The sequence below is a fragment of the Christiangramia aquimixticola genome, from assembly GCF_048285835.1.
Taxonomy (GTDB): domain Bacteria; phylum Bacteroidota; class Bacteroidia; order Flavobacteriales; family Flavobacteriaceae; genus Christiangramia; species Christiangramia aquimixticola.
Genome location: NZ_JBLVTL010000003.1, coordinates 43,436 through 62,993, shown reverse-complemented (window position 1 = coordinate 62,993; position 19,558 = coordinate 43,436). Strand labels below are relative to the sequence as shown.

Genomic DNA, 19,558 nt, shown 5'->3' with positions numbered 1-19,558 from the left:
AGCCCTGCAAAATTTTGCAGGGCTTTTTTAATAATATGTAACTGATATTATTTGTTAGACATCGCAGCTTCAACTGAAGCTGAAAGCCTTTTATAAGTACCGTTCTCAAGTCTTTCTCTAATCGCAGAGAATGCTTCCAGAGTTTCCTCGATATCCTGCATGGTATGCGTAGCCGTAGGGATCATTCTTAATAAGATCAATCCTTTTGGAATTACCGGATACACCACGATGGAACAGAAAACTCCATGATTTTCACGAAGATCCTTCACAAGAGCCATAGCTTCCGGAATACTACCTTTAAGGTAAACCGGAGTTACACAACTTTGAGTAGTCCCAATGTCAAAACCTTTGGCTTTTAATCCGTTTTGTAATGCATTCACATTTTCCCATAGCTTTTCTTTAAGCTCCGGCATGGTTCTAAGCATTTCCAATCTTTTCAATGCTCCAACCACCAACTGCATTTGCAGTGATTTTGCGAACATTTGAGATCTAAGGTTATACTTAAGGTAATCCATGATCTCTTTATCACCGGCAATAAAAGCTCCGGTACTGGCTAAAGATTTTGCAAATGTTGCGAAGTATACATCAATTTCGTCCTGTACGCCCTGCTCTTCTCCTGCACCTGCACCGGTTTTACCCAGCGTACCAAATCCATGAGCATCATCAACGAACAATCTGAAATTATATTTTTTCTTTAGTTCAACGATCTCTTTAAGTTTTCCCTGCTCACCACGCATCCCGAAAACTCCTTCAGAAATTAGAAGAATACCACCTCCGGTTTGCTCAGCGATCTTGGTAGCACGTTGAAGGTTCTTCTCAATGCTTTCCATATCATTATGCTTATAGGTAAACCTTTGTCCCAGGTGTAACCTAACTCCATCAATGATACATGCGTGTGCATCTACATCATATACAATAACATCCTGTTTAGATACTAGGGCATCAATGGTAGAAACCATTCCCTGATATCCAAAATTTAGAAGATATGCTGCCTGTTTATTTACAAAAGATGCAAGTTCATCCTGTAATCTCTCATGCAGGTCTGTATGACCACTCATCATTCTCGCACCCATTGGATAAGCCGATCCGTACTCAGCAGCTGCTTCTGCATCTACCTTACGAACTTCAGGGTGATTGGCAAGACCAAGGTAATCGTTAATACTCCAGGTAATAACTTCCTTCCCACGAAATTTCATTCTATTGGAAATAGGTCCTTCAAGTTTTGGGAATACAAAGTAACCCTCTGCCTGTTCAGCCCATTTTCCTAATGGTCCTTTGTCTTTGTAAATTTTATCAAATAAATCCTTCATCGGTCTTTTTTTAGACGAGCCGCAAAAATACTGAAATTCGGCCCAATTCTACAAAGTATATTTTTAAACATCGAAATCTAATAAAAACAAAAGCATCCCACAAAAATTAGGATGCTTTTGTTAATAAATGTTAAACCATTTATTTTACTATTTCTATATCCATTTCGGCGTTAGCAGTATGGTTATCCATAAAGCCCTGTTCGGTCATCCATTCATCACTATAGATCTTGCTCATATAACGGGATCCATGATCTGGAAAGATAATTACTACATTAGAATCTTTATCAAATTCTCCTTCTTCACTGTATAATTTTAAACCATGCATTGCCGCACCACTGGTATAACCTACAAATAAACCTTCAGTTCTGGCAAGTTCTCTGGCCGCGTGTGCTGCATCTTCATCGGCAACCTTCATAAATCTGTCAATAGATTTAAAGTCGGTAGCAGATGGGATCAAATTTTTTCCAAGACCTTCAATGCGGTATGGATAGATCTCATCCTTATCAAATTTCCCGGTTTCGTGGTATTTCTTCAGAACAGATCCAAAAGCATCTATTCCAAGAATCTTAATATTCGGATTCTTTTCTTTCAAAAATCTGGCAGTTCCTGAGATTGTTCCACCGGTTCCACTACAAGCAACCAAATGGGTGATCTTCCCTTCTGTTTGTTTCCAGATTTCCGGGCCCGTGGAATGGAAATGCGCGTCTATGTTTAACTGGTTAAAATACTGGTTGATATAAACACTGCCATCAATTTCCTGGTGAAGTCTTTTAGCAACTTCATAATATGAGCGGGGATCATCTGCCGGTACATTGGCCGGACAAACATAAACTTTCGCTCCCATTGTTTTTAACATATCGATCTTATCCCGGGAAGACTTGGAACTAACTGCAAGTATACAGTTATAACCTTTAATACAACTAACCATGGCTATACTGAATCCAGTATTACCTGAGGTGGTTTCAATAATTGTATCTCCCGGTTTTAAAATCCCTTTTCTTTCAGCTTCTTCTATGATATAAAGCGCAATTCTATCCTTGGATGAATTCCCCGGATTAAATGCTTCTATCTTAGCTGAAAATTTTCCTTTAAAGTCTTTGGTGATCTTATTCAGGCTGATTAGCGGTGTGTTCCCAACCAACTGTAAAATGTTGTCATAAACCTGCAAATCTTCTCTCATAAATCGAAGTTCTATTAAAAAAGAGTCCTAAAAATTACTTCTTAAGACTCTTCAAATTTAAGTGAAATTTTTGGATTATTCTGAAATGCCTTCCAGATCCAGTAAAAACGCGTACTCTTCAGCCACCTCTTTCAATGCTTCAAACCTTCCGGAAGCACCCCCATGGCCGGCATCCATATTGGTATGCAGCAGCAAAATATTATTGTCGGTTTTATACTCTCTTAATTTCGCAACCCATTTTGCCGGTTCCCAGTATTGAACCTGAGAATCATGCAGCCCCGTGGTCACTAGCATATTTGGATAATCCTGGTCTTTTACATTATCATAAGGGGAATACGATTTCATGTATTCATAATATTCCTTATTATTAGGATTTCCCCATTCATCATATTCTCCCGTAGTTAGCGGAATACTATCGTCCAGCATCGTTGTTACTACATCTACAAATGGTACTCCGGCAATCACTCCGTTATAAAGGTTTGGAGCCATATTCACTACCGCTCCCATTAACAATCCTCCGGCAGATCCACCCATGGCGTATAAGTGCGCAGAAGAGGTATAGTTCTCATTTATAATGAATCTGGAAACATCAATAAAATCTGTAAAAGTGTTCTTCTTTTTGAACAATTTTCCATTCTCATACCATTCTCTTCCTAAATATTCTCCTCCACGAATGTGAGCAATGGCATAAACGAAGCCACGGTCAAGTAAACTAAGTCTTACTGTTGAGAAATAAGGGTCTATGGTTGAACCATAAGAACCATAGGCATATTGTAGTAAAGGATTGGAACCGTCTTTTTTAATTCCTTTTCGGTAAACCAGAGAAACCGGAATTTTTGTTCCGTCTTCCGCAGTAGCCCACAATCTTTCGGATACATAATTATTCTTGTCGAATTTACCTCCAAGGACTTCCTGCTCTTTTAAAACCACTTTATCCCCGGTTTTCATGTTATATTCGATCACAGAAGTTGGTGTTACCATACTGTTATAGGTATACCTCAGCACGTCTGTTTCAAAATCGGGGTTAATGGAAGTATAAGCGGTATAAGTTTCATTATCAAAAGGAATATAAAATTCTTTATTTCCATTCCATTCGATAACCCTGATCTTGTTAAGACCATTATTACGTTCACTTACCACAAGATAATCCTTGAATATATCAATGTCTTCCAGGAGATAATCTTCCCGGTGAGGAATCACATCTGTCCAGTATTCTTTGATGGTACTACCAACCGGAGTTTTCATCAGTTTAAAATTCGTGGCTTTGTCTTTATTAGTCACGATATAAAAATGATCTCCAAAATGCGAAATGCTATATTCCAGTCCCCGTTCTCTTGGTTGAAAAACGGAGAAGTCTCCTTCAGGATTATTCGCATCTAAAAATCTGTATTCGGTAGTTAATGTACTATGCGATCCAATGATTATATACTCTCTGGATTTGGATTTATATACATAGGTATTAAAAGTCTCATCTTTTTCTTCGTACACCAATTGATCTTCAGCAGGACTGGTTCCCAGAATATGCTTATATATCTGGAAAGATCTTAAAGTTTGAGGGTCCTTTTTTGTGTAATAAAGGGTTTTATTGTCATTAGCCCAGGTAGATCCACCGGTGGTATTTTCTATATTTTCATCATAGATTTCCCCCGTTTCAAGATTTTTTATCCTGATGGTATATTGCCTGCGGCTTACCGTATCTGTCCCAAAAGCAACGAGTTTATTATCAGGAGAAACATTTAGACCTCCCAGACTATAATATTCAAAGTCTTTGGCCATTTCGTTCACATTGAACATCACTTCTTCCTCTGCCTCCAGACTTGCTTTTTTTCGGGAATGAATGGGGTAATCGTATCCTTTTTCAAATCGGGTGATATACCAGTAACCGTTAAGTTTATAAGGTACAGATTCATCATCCTCCTTTATCCGGCCTTTCATTTCCTCGAATAATTTTGCCTGCAGGTCTTTGGTATGAGCAGTCATGGCATCATTATATTCATTCTCTGCATTTAGATATGCAATCACCTCAGGATCCTCTCTCTGGTTCATCCAGAAATAATTATCCACACGTATATCTCCGTGTTTTTCAAGGTTTTTAACGATCTTCTTGGCTTTAGGCGCCTCTATATGTTTTTCCAATTCTTTATTATTTTGGGCGGATGCAAATGTAACGGTTCCTAACAGAATTATTAGTCTTTTCATTATGTATTGATTGAGGAGGTAATTTAGTAAATTTGGCATTAATTTTAAATACAAGAATATGTTTGGAGATATGATGGGTATGATGAATAAACTGAAAGAGGCCCAGGAAAAGGTTGAAGCCACCAAAAAAAGGCTTGATACGGTTCTTATAGATGAACAATCCGGAGATGGATTGCTAAAAGTTACCATTACCGCAAACAGAGAGGTAAAAAATATAAGTGTGGATGAGCAATTACTTGCAGATAAAGAACAACTGGAAGACTATCTTGTTCTAACCATGAATAAAGCGATCAAAAAAGCTACTGAAATCAATGAAGCTGAAATTGGATCTGCTGCTAAAGATGGAATGCCGGATATCCCCGGAATGGATATGTTTAAATAAAAAAAAGCGGGTTTAAAACCCGCTTTTTTTTATGCTTCTCCTCTTGCAGGATAATCTTCCTTAACAACGAAGGATATAGATTTTAATAATTCATCAAATTTTGGTCGTGCAAAAGGCATTGACTGTATACTTGCCGAGTATAATGTAGAGTCTGGTCTTACAAGAAAAAGTGCCGGTTCAACAAACACATCCGGTTCAGATTCTTTTTCTTTTTCTGAAATGAACAGCCCCCATTTTCTTCCCTCATCTATACTAAAGTCGTATCCAATATTAAGATTATCCACATCCCACTCCTCTACCGTTTTTTGAGCAAGCTCTTTATTATTCGAACTTATACATATTACGTCCACTCCTTTTTCGCGGAATTGATCGATCTTAGTATTTAACTCTTCCAGATACTTTTTGCAAACCGGGCAATGAATCCCCCGGTAAAAAATTACCATAGTGAAATTCTCCGGTTTACTGGATTGGAGATTATAATCAACTCCTTTAGTTGTTTTTACTCTTAATTCAGGAACTTCATGTCTTGGTTTTAAATTTTTCATTTTCGTCTTTTTCGAAAAATAATTATTTAAAAACCAGATTATATTAAATCCCTACTAATCTTAAGTTAAGATTATTTAAAGACTGATAACTTTAAGTGTTTTCAGGAAAAACTGATGCATCTCTTCAGTATAATCATGGTGAGTTACAATTCTTATTTTACCCTGCCCCATATTGCTGATTCTCACATTGGCTTTTGAAAGTTCACCCATAAATTCAGTTTCCTTGCTGGTATCCTTCAAATAGAAGATCACAATATTGGTCTCTGTAGGTTCCACTTTATCCACATAGCTAAGCTGATTCAATACTTCCGAAATCTGAGTGGCACGTTCATTATCTTTGGCGAGACGTTCTACCTGATGATCCAGAGCATAAATTCCTGCGGCGGCCATAAATCCAACCTGCCTCATTCCCCCTCCTAATACTTTTCGCACACGGATGGCGTTTTCCATTAAATCTTTGTTCCCTATAAGTACAGATCCCATGGGAGTTCCCAAACCTTTACTTAAGCATACAGATATCGTATCAAATAACTTTCCGTATACTTTTGGGTCTTCACCTTTTTTGACCAAAGCATTAAATAATCGAGCTCCGTCTAAATGAAGTCCCAGACTATTCTCATCACAAACCTTTCTAATCTTTTTGATCTCCTCTATATCATAACAAGCTCCTCCCCCTTTATTGGTAGTATTTTCAAGGCACACCAGACTGGTTAACGGACTATGATAAAAATCCGGCGGATTGATATTTTCTTTAACCATTTCTGCAGTGATCATCCCGCGATCGCCATCGAGTAATTTACATGACACACCGCTATTAAAAGAAACACCACCGCCTTCATAATTATACACATGCGCCCATTTATCACAAATTAGTTGCTCTGCCGGTTGCGTATGAAGTTTAATGGCGGCCTGGTTCGCCATACTTCCGGTAGGGAAAAATAAGGCCTCATCCATTCCAAACATATCGGCGAGCTTTTGTTCAAGCTCGTTTACGCTGGGATCTTCTTTATACACATCATCTCCAACTTGCGCAGTCATCATGGCCTGCAACATACCTTTAGTAGGTCTGGTTACTGTATCGCTTCTTAAATCAATTTCTTTCATATTATTTACAGGTTACCTATTGGTGATCCATCTGGGATCTTAGGCGTATTTATTTTTAGTTTAAACTCTTCCGGCGCCTCCCGGAATCTTTTGATCATTCTGTACATTTCTTTCGAAACCGGATCCTGAGAGGTTCTCATCCAGCCCGCTAAATTATCAATTTCCTGGTTTGTTAGTGCTCTTACCATTGGCGTGGCCTTATCAGTGATGGCGAGATTCAGCAAATGTTTAAACACCACAAAATTGATGGTGTTCTGGACGCTTTTTTCATAACTGCCTTTAACCTGCCGTTTAATGGTATTCTGAGTTAACTGAGCTAATAAATATCCTAGCCCGGGTAAATTTTGATCCATAGCGTTTTGTTGAATCATTCTTTCTGCCCTTTCCGGATTCAATAAGAAAGCCAAACTCATATCGGCAGCTGTGGCCGGGGCTCCAAGAGCGTCAAAAGCGGTATTTGTATTCGACCTGAAAGATTCCCGATCTCTTGAATAACCAAAAGCTCTTGGAGGAAATAAACCAACCTTATCCTTAGGAATTGCAAGGATCTCTTGATCCAGGGTTTTTAAAATATTGGCAATCGCCTTTTTTTGCACTTCTCCATCCACGTGGTTTACCACAGTATTATTTCCACCTTTTACCGCATATTCATATTCCAGCCCACCAATTAATTTCACGGCTGCTTCGGTTTGGTAGCGATGGAAAAAATATAGCGGAACAAAAACATCTTCCAAGACCGTATAAGGTTCATTTTTTCTAAAATTATCAACTGAAAAATTTTCGATGGCTTTCTTTCTAATATTGAGCACTCTTTCCAATTCTTCTGAAGCATCTGCACCATTATCCCATAAATGAGCATATGCATGAGCACCACCGGCAGGACGGGCATCGGCATCAGATATAAAGGTCAATCCATTTAATCTGGCTTCTTCGAGAACTGCATTTAAAAAATCCCGTTCTTCTTTATCTTCAGGAATATCTGCATAACTATACTTAACCGTTACTTTATCCCACTCCCCAATTCCGGTATCATAAGCATTGGCAAATTCAATATTACCATTCTTCAGTTCAAATTGAGGATGTGGATAGTCCATTACAGAGGCTCTGTTAAGCGTGCTCGCAGCGAAATTATGCGCAAAGCCAATAGTATGACCAACTTCGTGAGCAGATAACTGTCTTATTCTGGCAAGAGCCAGCTCCATCATGGGATCATGATTGGCATCATTACCAGCAAAAGGTTTATCCATCATGGCCTGAGCGATCAAAAAATCCTGACGAATACGCAGGCTTCCCAGACTTACGTGCCCCTTTATGATCTCACCTGTTCTTGGATCTACCACACTCGCTCCATAACTCCAGCCCCGGGTAGACCGGTGCACCCATTGGATAACATTATACCTCACATCTAAAGGGTCGGCTCCCTCCGGTAACATTTTAACCTGAAAAGCATCTTTATAACCTATATTTTCAAAAGCCTGATTCCACCATTTTGCGCCATCCAGCAAAGCCGTTCTTACCGGCTCCGGAGTTCCGGGATCGAGATAATAAATGATTGGTTCGACAGCTTCACTGATTTTTGCTGAAGGATCCTTTTTTTCCAGTCGGTGTCTAATTGCATACCGCTTCGTGATGGGTTCATAGACAGGAGATGCATAATCCAAATATGAAATGAAAATTGCGCCACTCCTTGGATCAAAAATCCTCTTTTCATAATTACCATCAGGTAACTTCACAAACGAATGATGCTGGATCACACTGATATTTTCAGGATCTGGAACTACAGAACTTATCGTACGACCTTGAGGCTGCCCTTCAAAGGTGAGTAAAGCTTCAAATTCTACATTTTCAGGAAAAGCTTTGGTTCGCTGAAGTTCCAATGCACTTTTAGATTTATTTACGCTGTAAGAACCATATTTTCCTTTCTTCAGTTTTTGTGAAACCCCATGGGCATCCTGCATCAGGAAAGGTGTAAGATCTATAATATATGTCTCGTTTCTGTTCTCTTTAATTTCAAAACCAAAAATCACAGATTTGGCAAATGCTTCAGCAACGCTTTCCTTTTCCGCTTTATTCTGGGTTAGTGCCCGGTAATTTTGATTGGGCTGAACAAGTAATAATTTATTGCCAGCTTTTTGAAACTTTACAATTTTTGTTCCCCCAAGTTGCCCCCTGTCCAGACCAATATCATTGGATCCTATTCCACTTGTAAGAAAATGTGTGTATAAAAATTCTGTTTCCAGGCTATCCACTTCCAGATAAATTTCATCTTCCGCCGGATTATAATGGAAAGTAAAGTAGCCGTCCTGAGTAATTAAATCTTTCTTTTTTTCAAGAAACTGGGCCCTGGCGATTATAGAAATACTGAAAGCCAGAATAATAAGTGAAATCTTGCGCATGCATGGAGTTTTATAAGCCCCCTAAAACTAAAAAATATTCGTTAAATACTTTTCCGAAACACCCCTAAATTCTATTTTTACGTCAAATCAAACAAATGATCACTACAGAGAACATACGAGATCTCAAAGAGCGCCTGGTTGCGTTAAGGAGGTATCTTTGACATTGATGCCAAGAAAATCGAAATAACCAACATGGAGGAAAAGACCTTTGCTCCTGATTTCTGGGACGACCCTAAAAAAGCGGAACAGATCATGAAAGAGGTCAATTTTGAAAAAAGCTGGGTTCAGGATTATGAAAAAGCTGAAACCCTCGTGGATGACCTCGAGGTTATCTATGAATTCTATAAGGAAAATGAAGCAACTGCTGAAGACGTGGAAAATCGGAATCAGGCTGCAACTGAACTTATAGAAGACCTTGAATTCAAGAATATGCTTTCTGAAGAAGGTGATAGCATGAGTGCCGTTTTACAGATCACTGCCGGTGCCGGTGGAACAGAAAGTTGCGATTGGGCAGAAATGCTCATGAGAATGTACCTGATGTGGGCTGAAAAGCGAAACTTTAAAATTAGAGAATTAAACTATCAGGCGGGTGAAGTTGCGGGTATCAAAACCGTGACCCTGGAAATAGAAGGAGAATACGCTTTTGGCTGGTTAAAAGGTGAAAATGGAGTGCACATGCTTGTGCGTATTTCGCCATTTGACTCTAACGCAAAACGCCATACTTCCTTTGCATCTGTATACGTTTATCCTCTAGTTGACGACAGTATCGAAATCGAGATCAATTCATCAGACCTTAGCTGGGAAACAATGAGATCCTCAGGAGCCGGTGGTCAAAATGTAAATAAGGTAGAGACGGCAGTTAGATTACGCCATGCTCCTACCGGAATTGTGATCGAAAATTCTGAAACCCGATCTCAGCTGGAAAATAAGAATAAAGCGATGCAGCTTTTAAAGAGTCAGTTATTTGAAATCGAACTTCAAAAGCGACAGGCCCAGAGAAGGGAAATCGAGGATTCTAAAATGAAGATCGAATGGGGATCGCAAATTAGAAATTATGTGATGCATCCTTATAAACTTGTGAAGGATGTTAGAACGGCCGAAGAAACCGGGAATGTAGATGCGGTAATGAATGGAGAAATCGATCATTTCCTCAAAGCATTCCTTATGATGATGGGCCAAAAGAGTGAAACCGAATAAAACCGGATTATTAGTTTTATTTTTTGAAATAGAATGAATATATTATAAAGGAAAATTTTAGAAATGTATACTATCTATCATAACGCCAGATGCAGTAAATCGCGACAAGGTCTTGAGATCCTTAAAAACTCTGGTGTAGATTATAATGTAAGAGAATATTTAAAGGAACCTCTTGACGAAGGAGAGCTATCAGGCTTAATAAATAAACTGAAAATAGCGCCCATCGAACTGGTTCGCAAGAACGAAAAGATCTGGAAAGACGATTATAAAGAGAAAGATCTGAGTGATAAGGAACTTATTAGAGTAATGGTGAATAATCCAAAGTTGATCGAAAGACCAATCGTGGAAGCTGATAAAGAAGCAGTAATAGGAAGACCACCTTCCCAAATTGAAAAACTTCTTTAAAAATTAAAGAGATGAAACTACAATATAAAATAGCCTTATTAGGGATCGCATCGGCGGCGGTGGCCGGCTTTGTATATTCCCAGATCCATATTCACGAAAAGAACAGGAGGGAAATTAAGGAAATAGCTGAAGAACTGGCTTTAGCCTGGAAGGAGAAATTAAAGCTGAGTTACGAGCAAACCAGGTTACTGGAAGATACGTTAATTGAATATACCATCAAAAAGAATGAGATCATTAATTCCACTCTGGGAACAGAGCAGCAAATTGTAAAATTAAAGACCATTCAAAAAAGTGAACATAAAGCGCTTCAGAAATTCCTTAACGAAGAGCAGTTCGAAAATTATCTAATTTTAAGCAGAGAAATCACTCGTAAGGCCTGATAATTATAGAAGGGGCAACTTCAAGAAAGATTCGTTAACAAAAAATTAACGAACCTTAATTAAACTTAGAGGAGTTAAGACGGTCAAAGATAAAAATTGAATAATGACCAAAAGAAATTGCTTCTCTCTAAGTTTATTGCTGTGTTTTATTTTCACACTTGCTTTTCAGGCTCAGGCACAGGGCCCATCCAATGAAAAAAAGTATACCATTACCGGGAAAGTCATGGACGATGAGTTACAGGTTCCTTTGGAATATGCCACGATCACTCTTCAAAATGTAAACAAACCTTCACAGGTCACCGGAGGTGTTACCAACATCGATGGAATATTTGAGGTGGAAGTAGCAGGTGGCACTTATAATGTAAGTGTAGAATTCATTTCTTATAAGTCGAAAAATTTCAATAATCTTCAAATAGATAAAGACAGGGATCTGGGAACCATATTTTTGGGTATGGATTCAGAGAACCTGGACGAAGTGGTTGTCCGTGCAGAAACCACTCAGGTTGAAGTACGTCTCGACAAAAAGATATACAATATTGGAAAGGACCTTACCACTGCCGGAGGGACTGTTAGCGATGCCCTTAACAATGTACCGTCTGTAACCGTGGATATTGATGGCGGGATAAGCCTTAGGGGAAATGAAAATGTAAAGATTCTTATCAATGGAAAACCTTCGGCCATGGCTGGATTTGGAGATACCAATGTCCTGAACAATCTTCCTGCAGATGCCATAGACAGGGTTGAAGTTATCACCTCACCTTCTGCGAGATATGATGCCGAGGGAACTGCCGGAATTCTAAACATCATCTTAAGGCAAAAGAAAACACTTGGTTTTAATGGTTCTGTTTCGCTTAATGCCGGAACTCCAACCAATGCCGGGCTCACCGCAAATATTAATTACCGGACAGAAAATTTCAATTTATTCACCACTACGGGTTACAGGTATTTTGATGCACCGGGTGGCGGATTCTTCGATACGAGATACTTCGAGAACAGCTCTTCTAATTATTCCAGAATTTTTGAGGATAGAAATATTGAGCGCCTAAACAGGAATTTCAATTCAAATTTTGGAATGGAATATTTCCTGAATGAAAAATCATCCATTACAGGAACGGTTTTCTATCGCAATGGTGAAGATGAGGATCTTACCACGAACAGTTCAGATTATTATAAAAGTCAGGAAGGCCTGGTACTTCAAACTGAAAGAAGAGAAAAAGAAAAGGAAAAAGATGAAAGCTGGCAATGGGCATTAAATTATGTAAATAATTTCGACAGGAACGGTCATAAATTAACGGTTGATTTCCAGTATGAAACTGACAGTGAAACTCAATTCACTACCATTACTGAAGATATAAATTCTAACGCGGGAAATATTGACTACGCCCTTATTGGTGAAAAGGTTAATACTACTGAAGATCAAAAAGAATATTTGATACAGGCAGATTATGTTTTGCCTTTTAGCAAAGATTCACAGTTTGAAGCGGGTTACCGTGGGAACTTTGAAAATGAGATCACAGATTATATCCTGTTTCAGGAAAATATAGAAGAAGGAGGTTTTGTGAAAAATGACATCTTATCAAATGTATTTGATTATACCGAAAATGTGAATGCGGTGTACACGCAGTATGGCAGCAAATTTGGTGATTTATCATTCTTACTGGGTCTTAGACTGGAGAATACCCAACTAAAAGGAAAGATCGATAGTGAACTTACTGATGAAGAATTAGAAGAAAATTTTGGAATTCCAATCGATACCGATTTTGATAACAATTACCTTGGTTTGTTCCCAACCGTGAATCTTATTTATGAACTGGCTGAGGAGGAAAATATTACCTTAGGATATAACCGTAGAATAAACAGACCTCGTGGCTGGTTTATTAATCCGTTCCCATCACGAAGCAGTACGAACAACATCTTCCAGGGTAACCCTAATTTAAGTCCGGCATATTCCAATGCATTTGATCTTGGATATTTAAAAAGATGGGAAAAATTAACCCTGACTTCTTCTATCTATTATCAACATGAGACCAACAGTTTTGAGAGGATAGAGAACAATGTTGCAAGAACCAGTGTGGTAAGAACCATCCCTGTAAACCTTTCCAGCAACGATCGAACCGGAGCAGAACTTGGTTTGCTGTATAACCCTGCAAAATGGCTTAGACTGAATGGTAGTTTTAATTTCTTCAGATTTAAAACTGAAGGGGATTATAACGGTAAAAGTTATGATGCTGAAAATAACAGCTGGTTTGCCCGCTTTAGTTCGAAAGTAACTTTACCTGCCAAGATAGACTGGCAAACAAATGCATTTTATCGTGGAGCTTATGAAGGCATACAGGGAACTCAGGAAGGAATCCTATCTTTAGACCTTGCATTTAGTAAAGACATTTTTAATGAAAATGCCACGCTATCATTAAATGTAAGAGATTTGCTGAATTCCAGAAAAAGAGATTCTTATACGTTAACCGAAACATATGAGAGAGATAGTGAGTTCCAGTGGAGAAAGGGACAGAACTTTACTTTATCGCTTATCTATAGATTCAATCAAAAGAAACAACGACCTTCAAAAAGAGGAAACGGGGAAGATTTTGAAGAAGGAGAGTTTTAATCTCAGAGAAAACAAGACATAAAAAAAAAGGGACTAAGAAAGTCCCTTTTTTTATGCTTTTTCCGCTTTAGCTTTTTTTCGAGCTTCACGTTTTTCCTTGATCAACTCTCCAACAGAACCTCCAATCCAGTAAGGAAGGAATGCCATTAAAAAGATCATAAGCCAGAAACCCATGGTTAATATCGCTAAAAATGCTAAGAAGCCTAAGTATTGATCGAATTCGAACATAACAGTCAAAGTTTGATTTGAATCTCGCCAAAGATAGCAACTCTGTCCCGCTTATCACAAAATTTATTTAACTTTTTAAGATTAAAAAATCAAGCCTTACAGTGTTCGCCAGTATTTTCAAGATATTAATGTGTCAATAATATAAGCGAAAACTACCGTTTACCAACCCATAACTTCTATTCACTTCTCCCCAAAGCTTTTCACAATGCAAATTACCTTCAATGTAATCGTCATGGACCAAAGTGATTTCAATAAAATTGGTACTCTCATTCAGCACAGTATTAGGCATTATAGTCCATAATCCCTCTTTCTGGGAATTCTGGCAAGTGATCCAGTTGTTATTATACTTATAATCACCTATAAAGTACTTCCCTTCTCCCACATAATTTTCAATCTTAAAATCGATCTTTTGACCGGTTGCGGATAGGGATTCCACAAATAAAGTAACTGTACCCAAAGTATTATAATCTCTGTCAAACCTGAGAACAGTAGAACTTTCAGAAGAATCGAAAGTCGCACCATTTATGTTTGCAGTAAAGAATTCACCAGTCTCTGCCGGCATATCGTCATCGGTACTACAACCAGGGGCAAGAAGTAAAAGAACCAATGAAAAAACAAGTAGAAAGTCGTGCTTTTTCATATTATGAATATTTAATTAAAGAGGATATAAGTTATGTAGATTTCTTAAAATTTTGTGAAAGGGAATTCCTGTAAAATTTCCACCTTAGGGATTTTTACCTGTAAGATCTTTCGTATCACTATGGATAAAGCCTACCAAAAATGTCAAGCATTTTATCAAAATTTGAGAGGAGAATTGGTTATAAATTCTTAGCCATGAAGAGCTTAAATTTCCAGATTTTTTAGTTCAAAAAAATTTGCGAAACATTAACTTTGCGAAACAACCAATTTTTCAAATATGGATTACAGAATAGAGAAAGATACAATGGGGGAGGTTAAAGTTCCTTCAGATAAATTATGGGGTGCTCAAACTGAACGTTCCAGAAACAATTTTAAAATTGGACCTGCCTCTTCAATGCCGTTGGATATCATATACGGATTCGCTTACCTTAAAAAGGCAGCCGCATATACCAATTGCGAACTTGGAGTGCTTCCGGTTGATAAAAGAGACCTTATAGCCAAAGTTTGTGATGAGATTCTTGAAGGGAAACATGATGATCAATTTCCTCTTGTAATCTGGCAAACGGGAAGTGGTACTCAAAGTAACATGAACGTTAACGAGGTAATCGCTAACCGTGCACATCAACTTGCCGGAAAAACCATTGGTGAAGGCGAAAAAACTTTACAACCAAACGATGATGTAAATAAGTCTCAGTCCTCAAATGATACATTCCCAACAGGAATGCATATTGCGGCTTATAAAAAGGTGACCAAAACCACTTTACCGGGTCTTAAAAAACTTAGAGATACTCTTAAAAAGAAGTCGGAGGAATTTAAGAATACCGTGAAAATTGGAAGAACCCATTTTATGGATGCCACTCCCCTAACCCTTGGTCAGGAATTTAGCGGCTATGTAGCTCAACTGGATTACGGGATAAGAGCCCTTGAAAATACGCTTCCGCATTTAGCTGAACTTGCCCTTGGCGGAACTGCTGTAGGAACAGGATTGAATACTCCTAAAGGTTATTCCAAAAGAGTAGCTGAATTTATCGCGAAGTTTACCGACATGCCTTTTGTTTCTGCAGGAAATAAATTTGAAGCTCTTGCTGCTCATGATGCATTTGTTGAAACTCATGGCGCTTTAAAACAAATTGCAGTTGCTCTGAATAAAATTGGTAACGACATTCGTATGCTTGCATCGGGTCCAAGAAGCGGAATTGGAGAAATCAATATTCCGGCGAACGAGCCAGGTTCTTCAATTATGCCGGGGAAAGTTAATCCTACCCAGTGCGAAGCGCTTACTATGGTCTGTGCTCAGGTTATAGGAAATGACACCACTATGAGTGTTGGCGGAATGCAAGGTCAATTTGAACTGAACGTATTTAAGCCTGTAATGGCGAATGCACTGCTTCAAAGTGCACAGCTAATTGGTGATGCCTGTGTATCTTTCGAAGAACATTGCGCAAGAGGAATCGATGCAAATGAAAAGCGTATTAAAGAACACCTGAATAATTCTTTAATGCTGGTAACTGCTTTAAATACCAAAATTGGATATTACAAAGCTGCTGAAATTGCCAACACTGCTCATATAAATGGAACCACTCTTAAAGAAGAAGCGGTAAATCTTGGGTATGTAACCCCGGAACAGTTTGATGAATGGGTAGATCCTAAAGATATGGTTGGAAATACCAAATAATAGTTTTCCATATAAATAAAAAAGCCCGCAAAATTTGCGGGCTTTTCTATTTATATAAGTGAAAGTTCAATACTATTTCTTCGCAAAATACTTTTGAAATTTCCAGTAAGACAAACCTCCTAATACAGCGATTACCCCGATAGAATAATAAACAAAACTTGGAGTAATTACCTTATCACCACTGGCGTAAGAGTGAAGTCCGCTTAAGTAGAAATTCACCCCAAAATAGGTCATCATTATACTGGCAAAAGCAATTACAGCCATAAGGTTAAAAAACCATCTGCTTCTCATACCAGGTACCAATCTCATGTGGATCACAAAGGCATAAACCATAATGCTGATTAAAGCCCAGGTTTCCTTTGGATCCCAGCCCCAATATCTTCCCCAACTTTCGTTGGCCCATTGTCCTCCTAAAAAGTTTCCTATGGTTAACATTACCAATCCAACGGTAAGAGCCATTTCAGTAATTACCGTGATCTCCTTGATATTGATATCCATCTTTTTCTTGTTCTTTTCATTAGTAAGAATCATTAAAAGAAGAGATACAACCCCTAAGATCATTCCCAGGGTAAAAGGACCATAACTTCCCACGATCACAGAAACATGTATCATCAACCAGTAGGAATTCAATACAGGCTGAAGGTTCGCAATTGATGGATCCATCCAGTTCCAGTGTGCAATCATGAGGATCATGGAAGCAACAAAGGCCGTAGACGCAATGGTAAGATTGGATTTTCTTCCAAAGGCAAGACCAAAGAACATGGTTGCCCAGGCAACATAGATCATGGATTCGTACGCATCACTCCAGGGAGCGTGGCCAGAAATATACCATCTGGCTCCAAGCCCTGCTGTATGTAATATAAAAAGTACGAGTATCACTCCGGCAGCTGTATAAATCAATGATCGAATGATCTTAGTATCCTTAAAGATCTGGACGATCACAAAGAATAACATAATAAGACCTGCAACCATATAAAGCCAGAAGAGATTTCTAAAAACATCATACTTATTATACAGGATCTCAGCATTAACCTTTTCTTCTGAAGGCATAACTTCGCTACCAAACTTCTCCTGATAGGTTTTGAGACTTTCCAGATACTTATTCGCCGTGGCATAATCCCCTTCTTCTCTGGCAGTTCTAAGGGCATTCATATATAAAGGCAGAATTTGCTTGGCATAAACAGAATCCATTCCTTTTAATCCAGACTCATCAACTTCAGGGTAAGAAACCCATTCATTATTTTCATCATTTGGAATAGGGAATATCTTTAAAATATTACCTCTTACTGCCTGATACAATAGGTTTACCTTCTTATCTGTTTCAATAAAATCTTTCTGAAATTTATTGGGAACAGCAGCTTTATAAGCACCTTCGAGGAAAGGTGATAATTTATAATTCCCTTTCTCATCAAAAAAGTCTACCAATGCGAGATACTTCCTTCCCTTCTCTACTCCAAGGATATTATGTAAGCTATCGTTTTGTTTCTGAACATAAATTAGCGGAGCCTGATACCAGAAAGCAGGATTTTCGGTTATAGAAACCAGCACCTGATCTGATGATAATCCGGCATATTCATCACTTTTGCTAAGTTTTCTCAACAGCTCAGAAGAGTAAGTATTCGCAGGCTTCATCCTTCCACCGGCATCCTGAATTATAAGTCTTCCAAATCTTGCAGCATGTTCTTTACTAACTGCGTTCTCTACAATAACACTGTCAATTTGGGCTTTCGCAGTTTCACTATGCTCATGATTATCATCCTGTGCATTTGCTCCAAAGGACATCGCCAATAGAACTGCTAAACTCGTTATGGTTTTTTTCTTCGCTTTGATCTTGTCCAGCATTATTTTAAGTTGTCCAAAACGGGAATTTTTATCAAAAAGAATCCACATTAATCCAAAGTATAATAAGAAGTATCCTATATATGTAATCCAGGTTCCCCAGAAATCATGGTTAAGGGAAAGCACGGTTCCTTTTTCGTCCGGATCAAAACTGGATTGAAAAAATCGAAATCCCTGATAATCCAGTACGTGATTCATATAAATTTCATAAGGCCGCGGCTGTTTTCCTTCCTCTACGATCTCTACTTTACTTTTAAAAGAAGCATATCCAGGTGTTTCCCTATCAGCCGTTCCCGGATATTTTTCAGCTATAAAATCGTTCAATTTAAGAGCGAAAGGAAGTTCTTTTTCTATGGAACCATAATTAAGAAAGATTTCCAGTCCGGCCAGCTCGATCTTTTCCGGTTCGGCTACAGTTCCCTGTCCGCCTAATAAGGTAACAGTTTGAGATTCTCCATTGGAGGAAATATTTAAGGTCACCGCATCCATATCCTGCTTGGTCTTAGGATTGGTAGGCACCACATCGTATTCTCCTTTAATTACCGGCTCAGGAATAACAAATTGCATGGTCCCAATATTATACAGGGAACGCAACATTAAAGTTTGTGTAGAATCCTGAACTAGATTTCCCTCCAATTGGTCGGCCATGCGCATAAAGGTTCCTTCAAAAGGAGAGTCAATTAGATACTTTCCATTTTCATCAACCTGAATGTTAATAGCTCCGTCCTGCGGACTATTTAACGTAAAAAGCACATTATGAATATTGCTAACTTTTCCTTCTTCGAGGAAATGATCATGACGCTGGCCATCGCCTGCTTCAACAATTTTCAGGTAATTTTTACCATCTTCTGTAGGAACCAGTGTTTCCTCTGCACCATGAATAAAATTGGTAACTTCAAATTTTACCGGCTGCCCATTAAAATCTGAATTCAGCACATAATCATTTTCAACCTCCGGTCCAAAAAGGACTACTTCCTGTAGAACTCTTCTTCTTGGTTCCCCGTCGATCTCCCCATCCATAAAAAAGGTAAAATACGTATCATAAGTCATGTACTTATTTGTTGTTTCACCCTCTCTAATTGGCATTACGCCTTCATAACTTATATACCGGGTAACAAAGGCTCCAATTAGAATTAGAATAAACGAAAGATGCAGTAATAGCGTACTCCATTTTTCTTTTTTGTATAGCTGATAGCGTTTAATATTACCAATAAAATTAATAAGTAGAAATAGCATGATACCTTCAAACCACCAGGTATTGTAAATAAGAATTCTGGCTGTTTCTATACTATACCAACTTTCTATAAAAGTTCCCATAGCCATGGCTACTGGAAAGATGATAAACAAGACGGCCATTATACGGGTAGAAAAAAGGACGGAGGCAATTTTTTTCTGCATGAAAAAGAGTCATTTTTAAGGCTGCAAATTTAACGATTTTTTATCATTTATAGGCCTTTATAAACCTTCAATCTCC

Annotated in this window: 15 protein-coding genes; 6 read left to right on the top strand and 9 right to left on the bottom strand. The window is 38.3% G+C overall.

Going from position 1 to position 19,558, the window contains the following annotated elements; genetic code table 11:
- Positions 1 to 47: 47 nt before the first annotated feature.
- The 3 genes from ACNKXV_RS07145 to ACNKXV_RS07135 all read right to left on the bottom strand — a co-directional run bounded on the left by ACNKXV_RS07145 (position 48) and on the right by ACNKXV_RS07135 (position 4,689).
- Complete coding sequence (locus ACNKXV_RS07145) at positions 48 to 1,310, bottom strand: cysteate-C-fatty acyltransferase (protein ID WP_417907028.1); 1,263 nt, start codon at positions 1,308 to 1,310, stop codon at positions 48 to 50.
- A 139-nt stretch (positions 1,311 to 1,449) separates the two neighbouring features.
- Positions 1,450 to 2,490 (bottom strand): cysteate synthase, encoded by a 1,041-nt coding sequence (locus tag ACNKXV_RS07140; RefSeq protein WP_417907027.1) that lies wholly within the window; start codon positions 2,488 to 2,490, stop codon positions 1,450 to 1,452.
- A 75-nt stretch (positions 2,491 to 2,565) separates the two neighbouring features.
- Complete coding sequence (locus ACNKXV_RS07135; RefSeq protein ID WP_417907026.1) at positions 2,566 to 4,689, bottom strand: S9 family peptidase; 2,124 nt, start codon at positions 4,687 to 4,689, stop codon at positions 2,566 to 2,568.
- Positions 4,690 to 4,747: 58 nt separating this feature from the next.
- On the opposite strand from ACNKXV_RS07135, the gene ACNKXV_RS07130 reads away from it, so the two are divergent.
- Positions 4,748 to 5,071, top strand: coding sequence for a YbaB/EbfC family nucleoid-associated protein (locus ACNKXV_RS07130; RefSeq protein ID WP_417907025.1), 324 nt, complete (start codon positions 4,748 to 4,750; stop codon positions 5,069 to 5,071).
- Between the two features lie 29 nt (positions 5,072 to 5,100).
- Here the strand turns inward: ACNKXV_RS07130 and ACNKXV_RS07125 are convergent, their stop codons facing one another.
- From ACNKXV_RS07125 to ACNKXV_RS07115, 3 genes are all read right to left on the bottom strand, one after another.
- Positions 5,101 to 5,616, bottom strand: a complete 516-nt coding sequence (locus ACNKXV_RS07125; RefSeq protein ID WP_417907024.1) for a redoxin domain-containing protein — start codon at positions 5,614 to 5,616, stop codon at positions 5,101 to 5,103.
- Between the two features lie 75 nt (positions 5,617 to 5,691).
- A complete protein-coding gene (locus ACNKXV_RS07120) occupies positions 5,692 to 6,720 on the bottom strand; it encodes a threonine aldolase family protein (RefSeq protein ID WP_417907023.1) in 1,029 nt (342 codons plus the stop codon).
- 5 nt (positions 6,721 to 6,725) lie between these two features.
- A complete protein-coding gene (locus tag ACNKXV_RS07115; protein ID WP_417907022.1) occupies positions 6,726 to 9,116 on the bottom strand; it encodes a zinc-dependent metalloprotease in 2,391 nt (796 codons plus the stop codon).
- Between the two features lie 95 nt (positions 9,117 to 9,211).
- Between ACNKXV_RS07115 and prfB the strand changes: the two genes are divergently transcribed.
- The 4 genes from prfB to ACNKXV_RS07095 all read left to right on the top strand — a co-directional run bounded on the left by prfB (position 9,212) and on the right by ACNKXV_RS07095 (position 13,703).
- A protein-coding gene (gene prfB / locus ACNKXV_RS07110; protein WP_417907021.1) for a peptide chain release factor 2 occupies positions 9,212 to 10,313 on the top strand; the annotation gives its coding sequence in 2 pieces (ribosomal slippage) (positions 9,212 to 9,274 and positions 9,276 to 10,313; 1,101 coding nt in all).
- 63 nt (positions 10,314 to 10,376) lie between these two features.
- Positions 10,377 to 10,718 carry an arsenate reductase (glutaredoxin) gene (gene arsC, locus ACNKXV_RS07105; protein ID WP_417907020.1) on the top strand — a complete coding sequence of 114 codons (342 nt, stop codon included), beginning with the start codon at positions 10,377 to 10,379 and terminating at the stop codon, positions 10,716 to 10,718.
- 11 nt (positions 10,719 to 10,729) lie between these two features.
- Positions 10,730 to 11,098, top strand: a complete 369-nt coding sequence (locus tag ACNKXV_RS07100; protein WP_417907019.1) for a hypothetical protein — start codon at positions 10,730 to 10,732, stop codon at positions 11,096 to 11,098.
- Positions 11,099 to 11,201: 103 nt separating this feature from the next.
- A complete protein-coding gene (locus ACNKXV_RS07095; RefSeq protein WP_417907018.1) occupies positions 11,202 to 13,703 on the top strand; it encodes a TonB-dependent receptor in 2,502 nt (833 codons plus the stop codon).
- Between the two features lie 51 nt (positions 13,704 to 13,754).
- Here ACNKXV_RS07095 and ACNKXV_RS07090 read toward each other — a convergent pair whose 3' ends face one another.
- Together ACNKXV_RS07090 and ACNKXV_RS07085 are read right to left on the bottom strand one after the other, a co-directional pair.
- Positions 13,755 to 13,931 (bottom strand): hypothetical protein, encoded by a 177-nt coding sequence (locus tag ACNKXV_RS07090; RefSeq protein WP_026934940.1) that lies wholly within the window; start codon positions 13,929 to 13,931, stop codon positions 13,755 to 13,757.
- A gap of 133 nt (positions 13,932 to 14,064) precedes the next feature.
- Complete coding sequence (locus ACNKXV_RS07085; RefSeq protein WP_417907017.1) at positions 14,065 to 14,571, bottom strand: hypothetical protein; 507 nt, start codon at positions 14,569 to 14,571, stop codon at positions 14,065 to 14,067.
- A 276-nt stretch (positions 14,572 to 14,847) separates the two neighbouring features.
- On the opposite strand from ACNKXV_RS07085, the gene fumC reads away from it, so the two are divergent.
- A complete protein-coding gene (gene fumC / locus ACNKXV_RS07080; RefSeq protein ID WP_417907016.1) occupies positions 14,848 to 16,245 on the top strand; it encodes a class II fumarate hydratase in 1,398 nt (465 codons plus the stop codon).
- 72 nt (positions 16,246 to 16,317) lie between these two features.
- On the opposite strand, the gene ACNKXV_RS07075 is transcribed toward fumC, so the two are convergent.
- On the bottom strand, positions 16,318 to 19,482 hold the full coding sequence (locus tag ACNKXV_RS07075) for a cytochrome c biogenesis protein (RefSeq protein ID WP_417907015.1): 3,165 nt from the start codon (positions 19,480 to 19,482) through the stop codon (positions 16,318 to 16,320).
- Positions 19,483 to 19,558 lie beyond the last annotated feature (76 nt).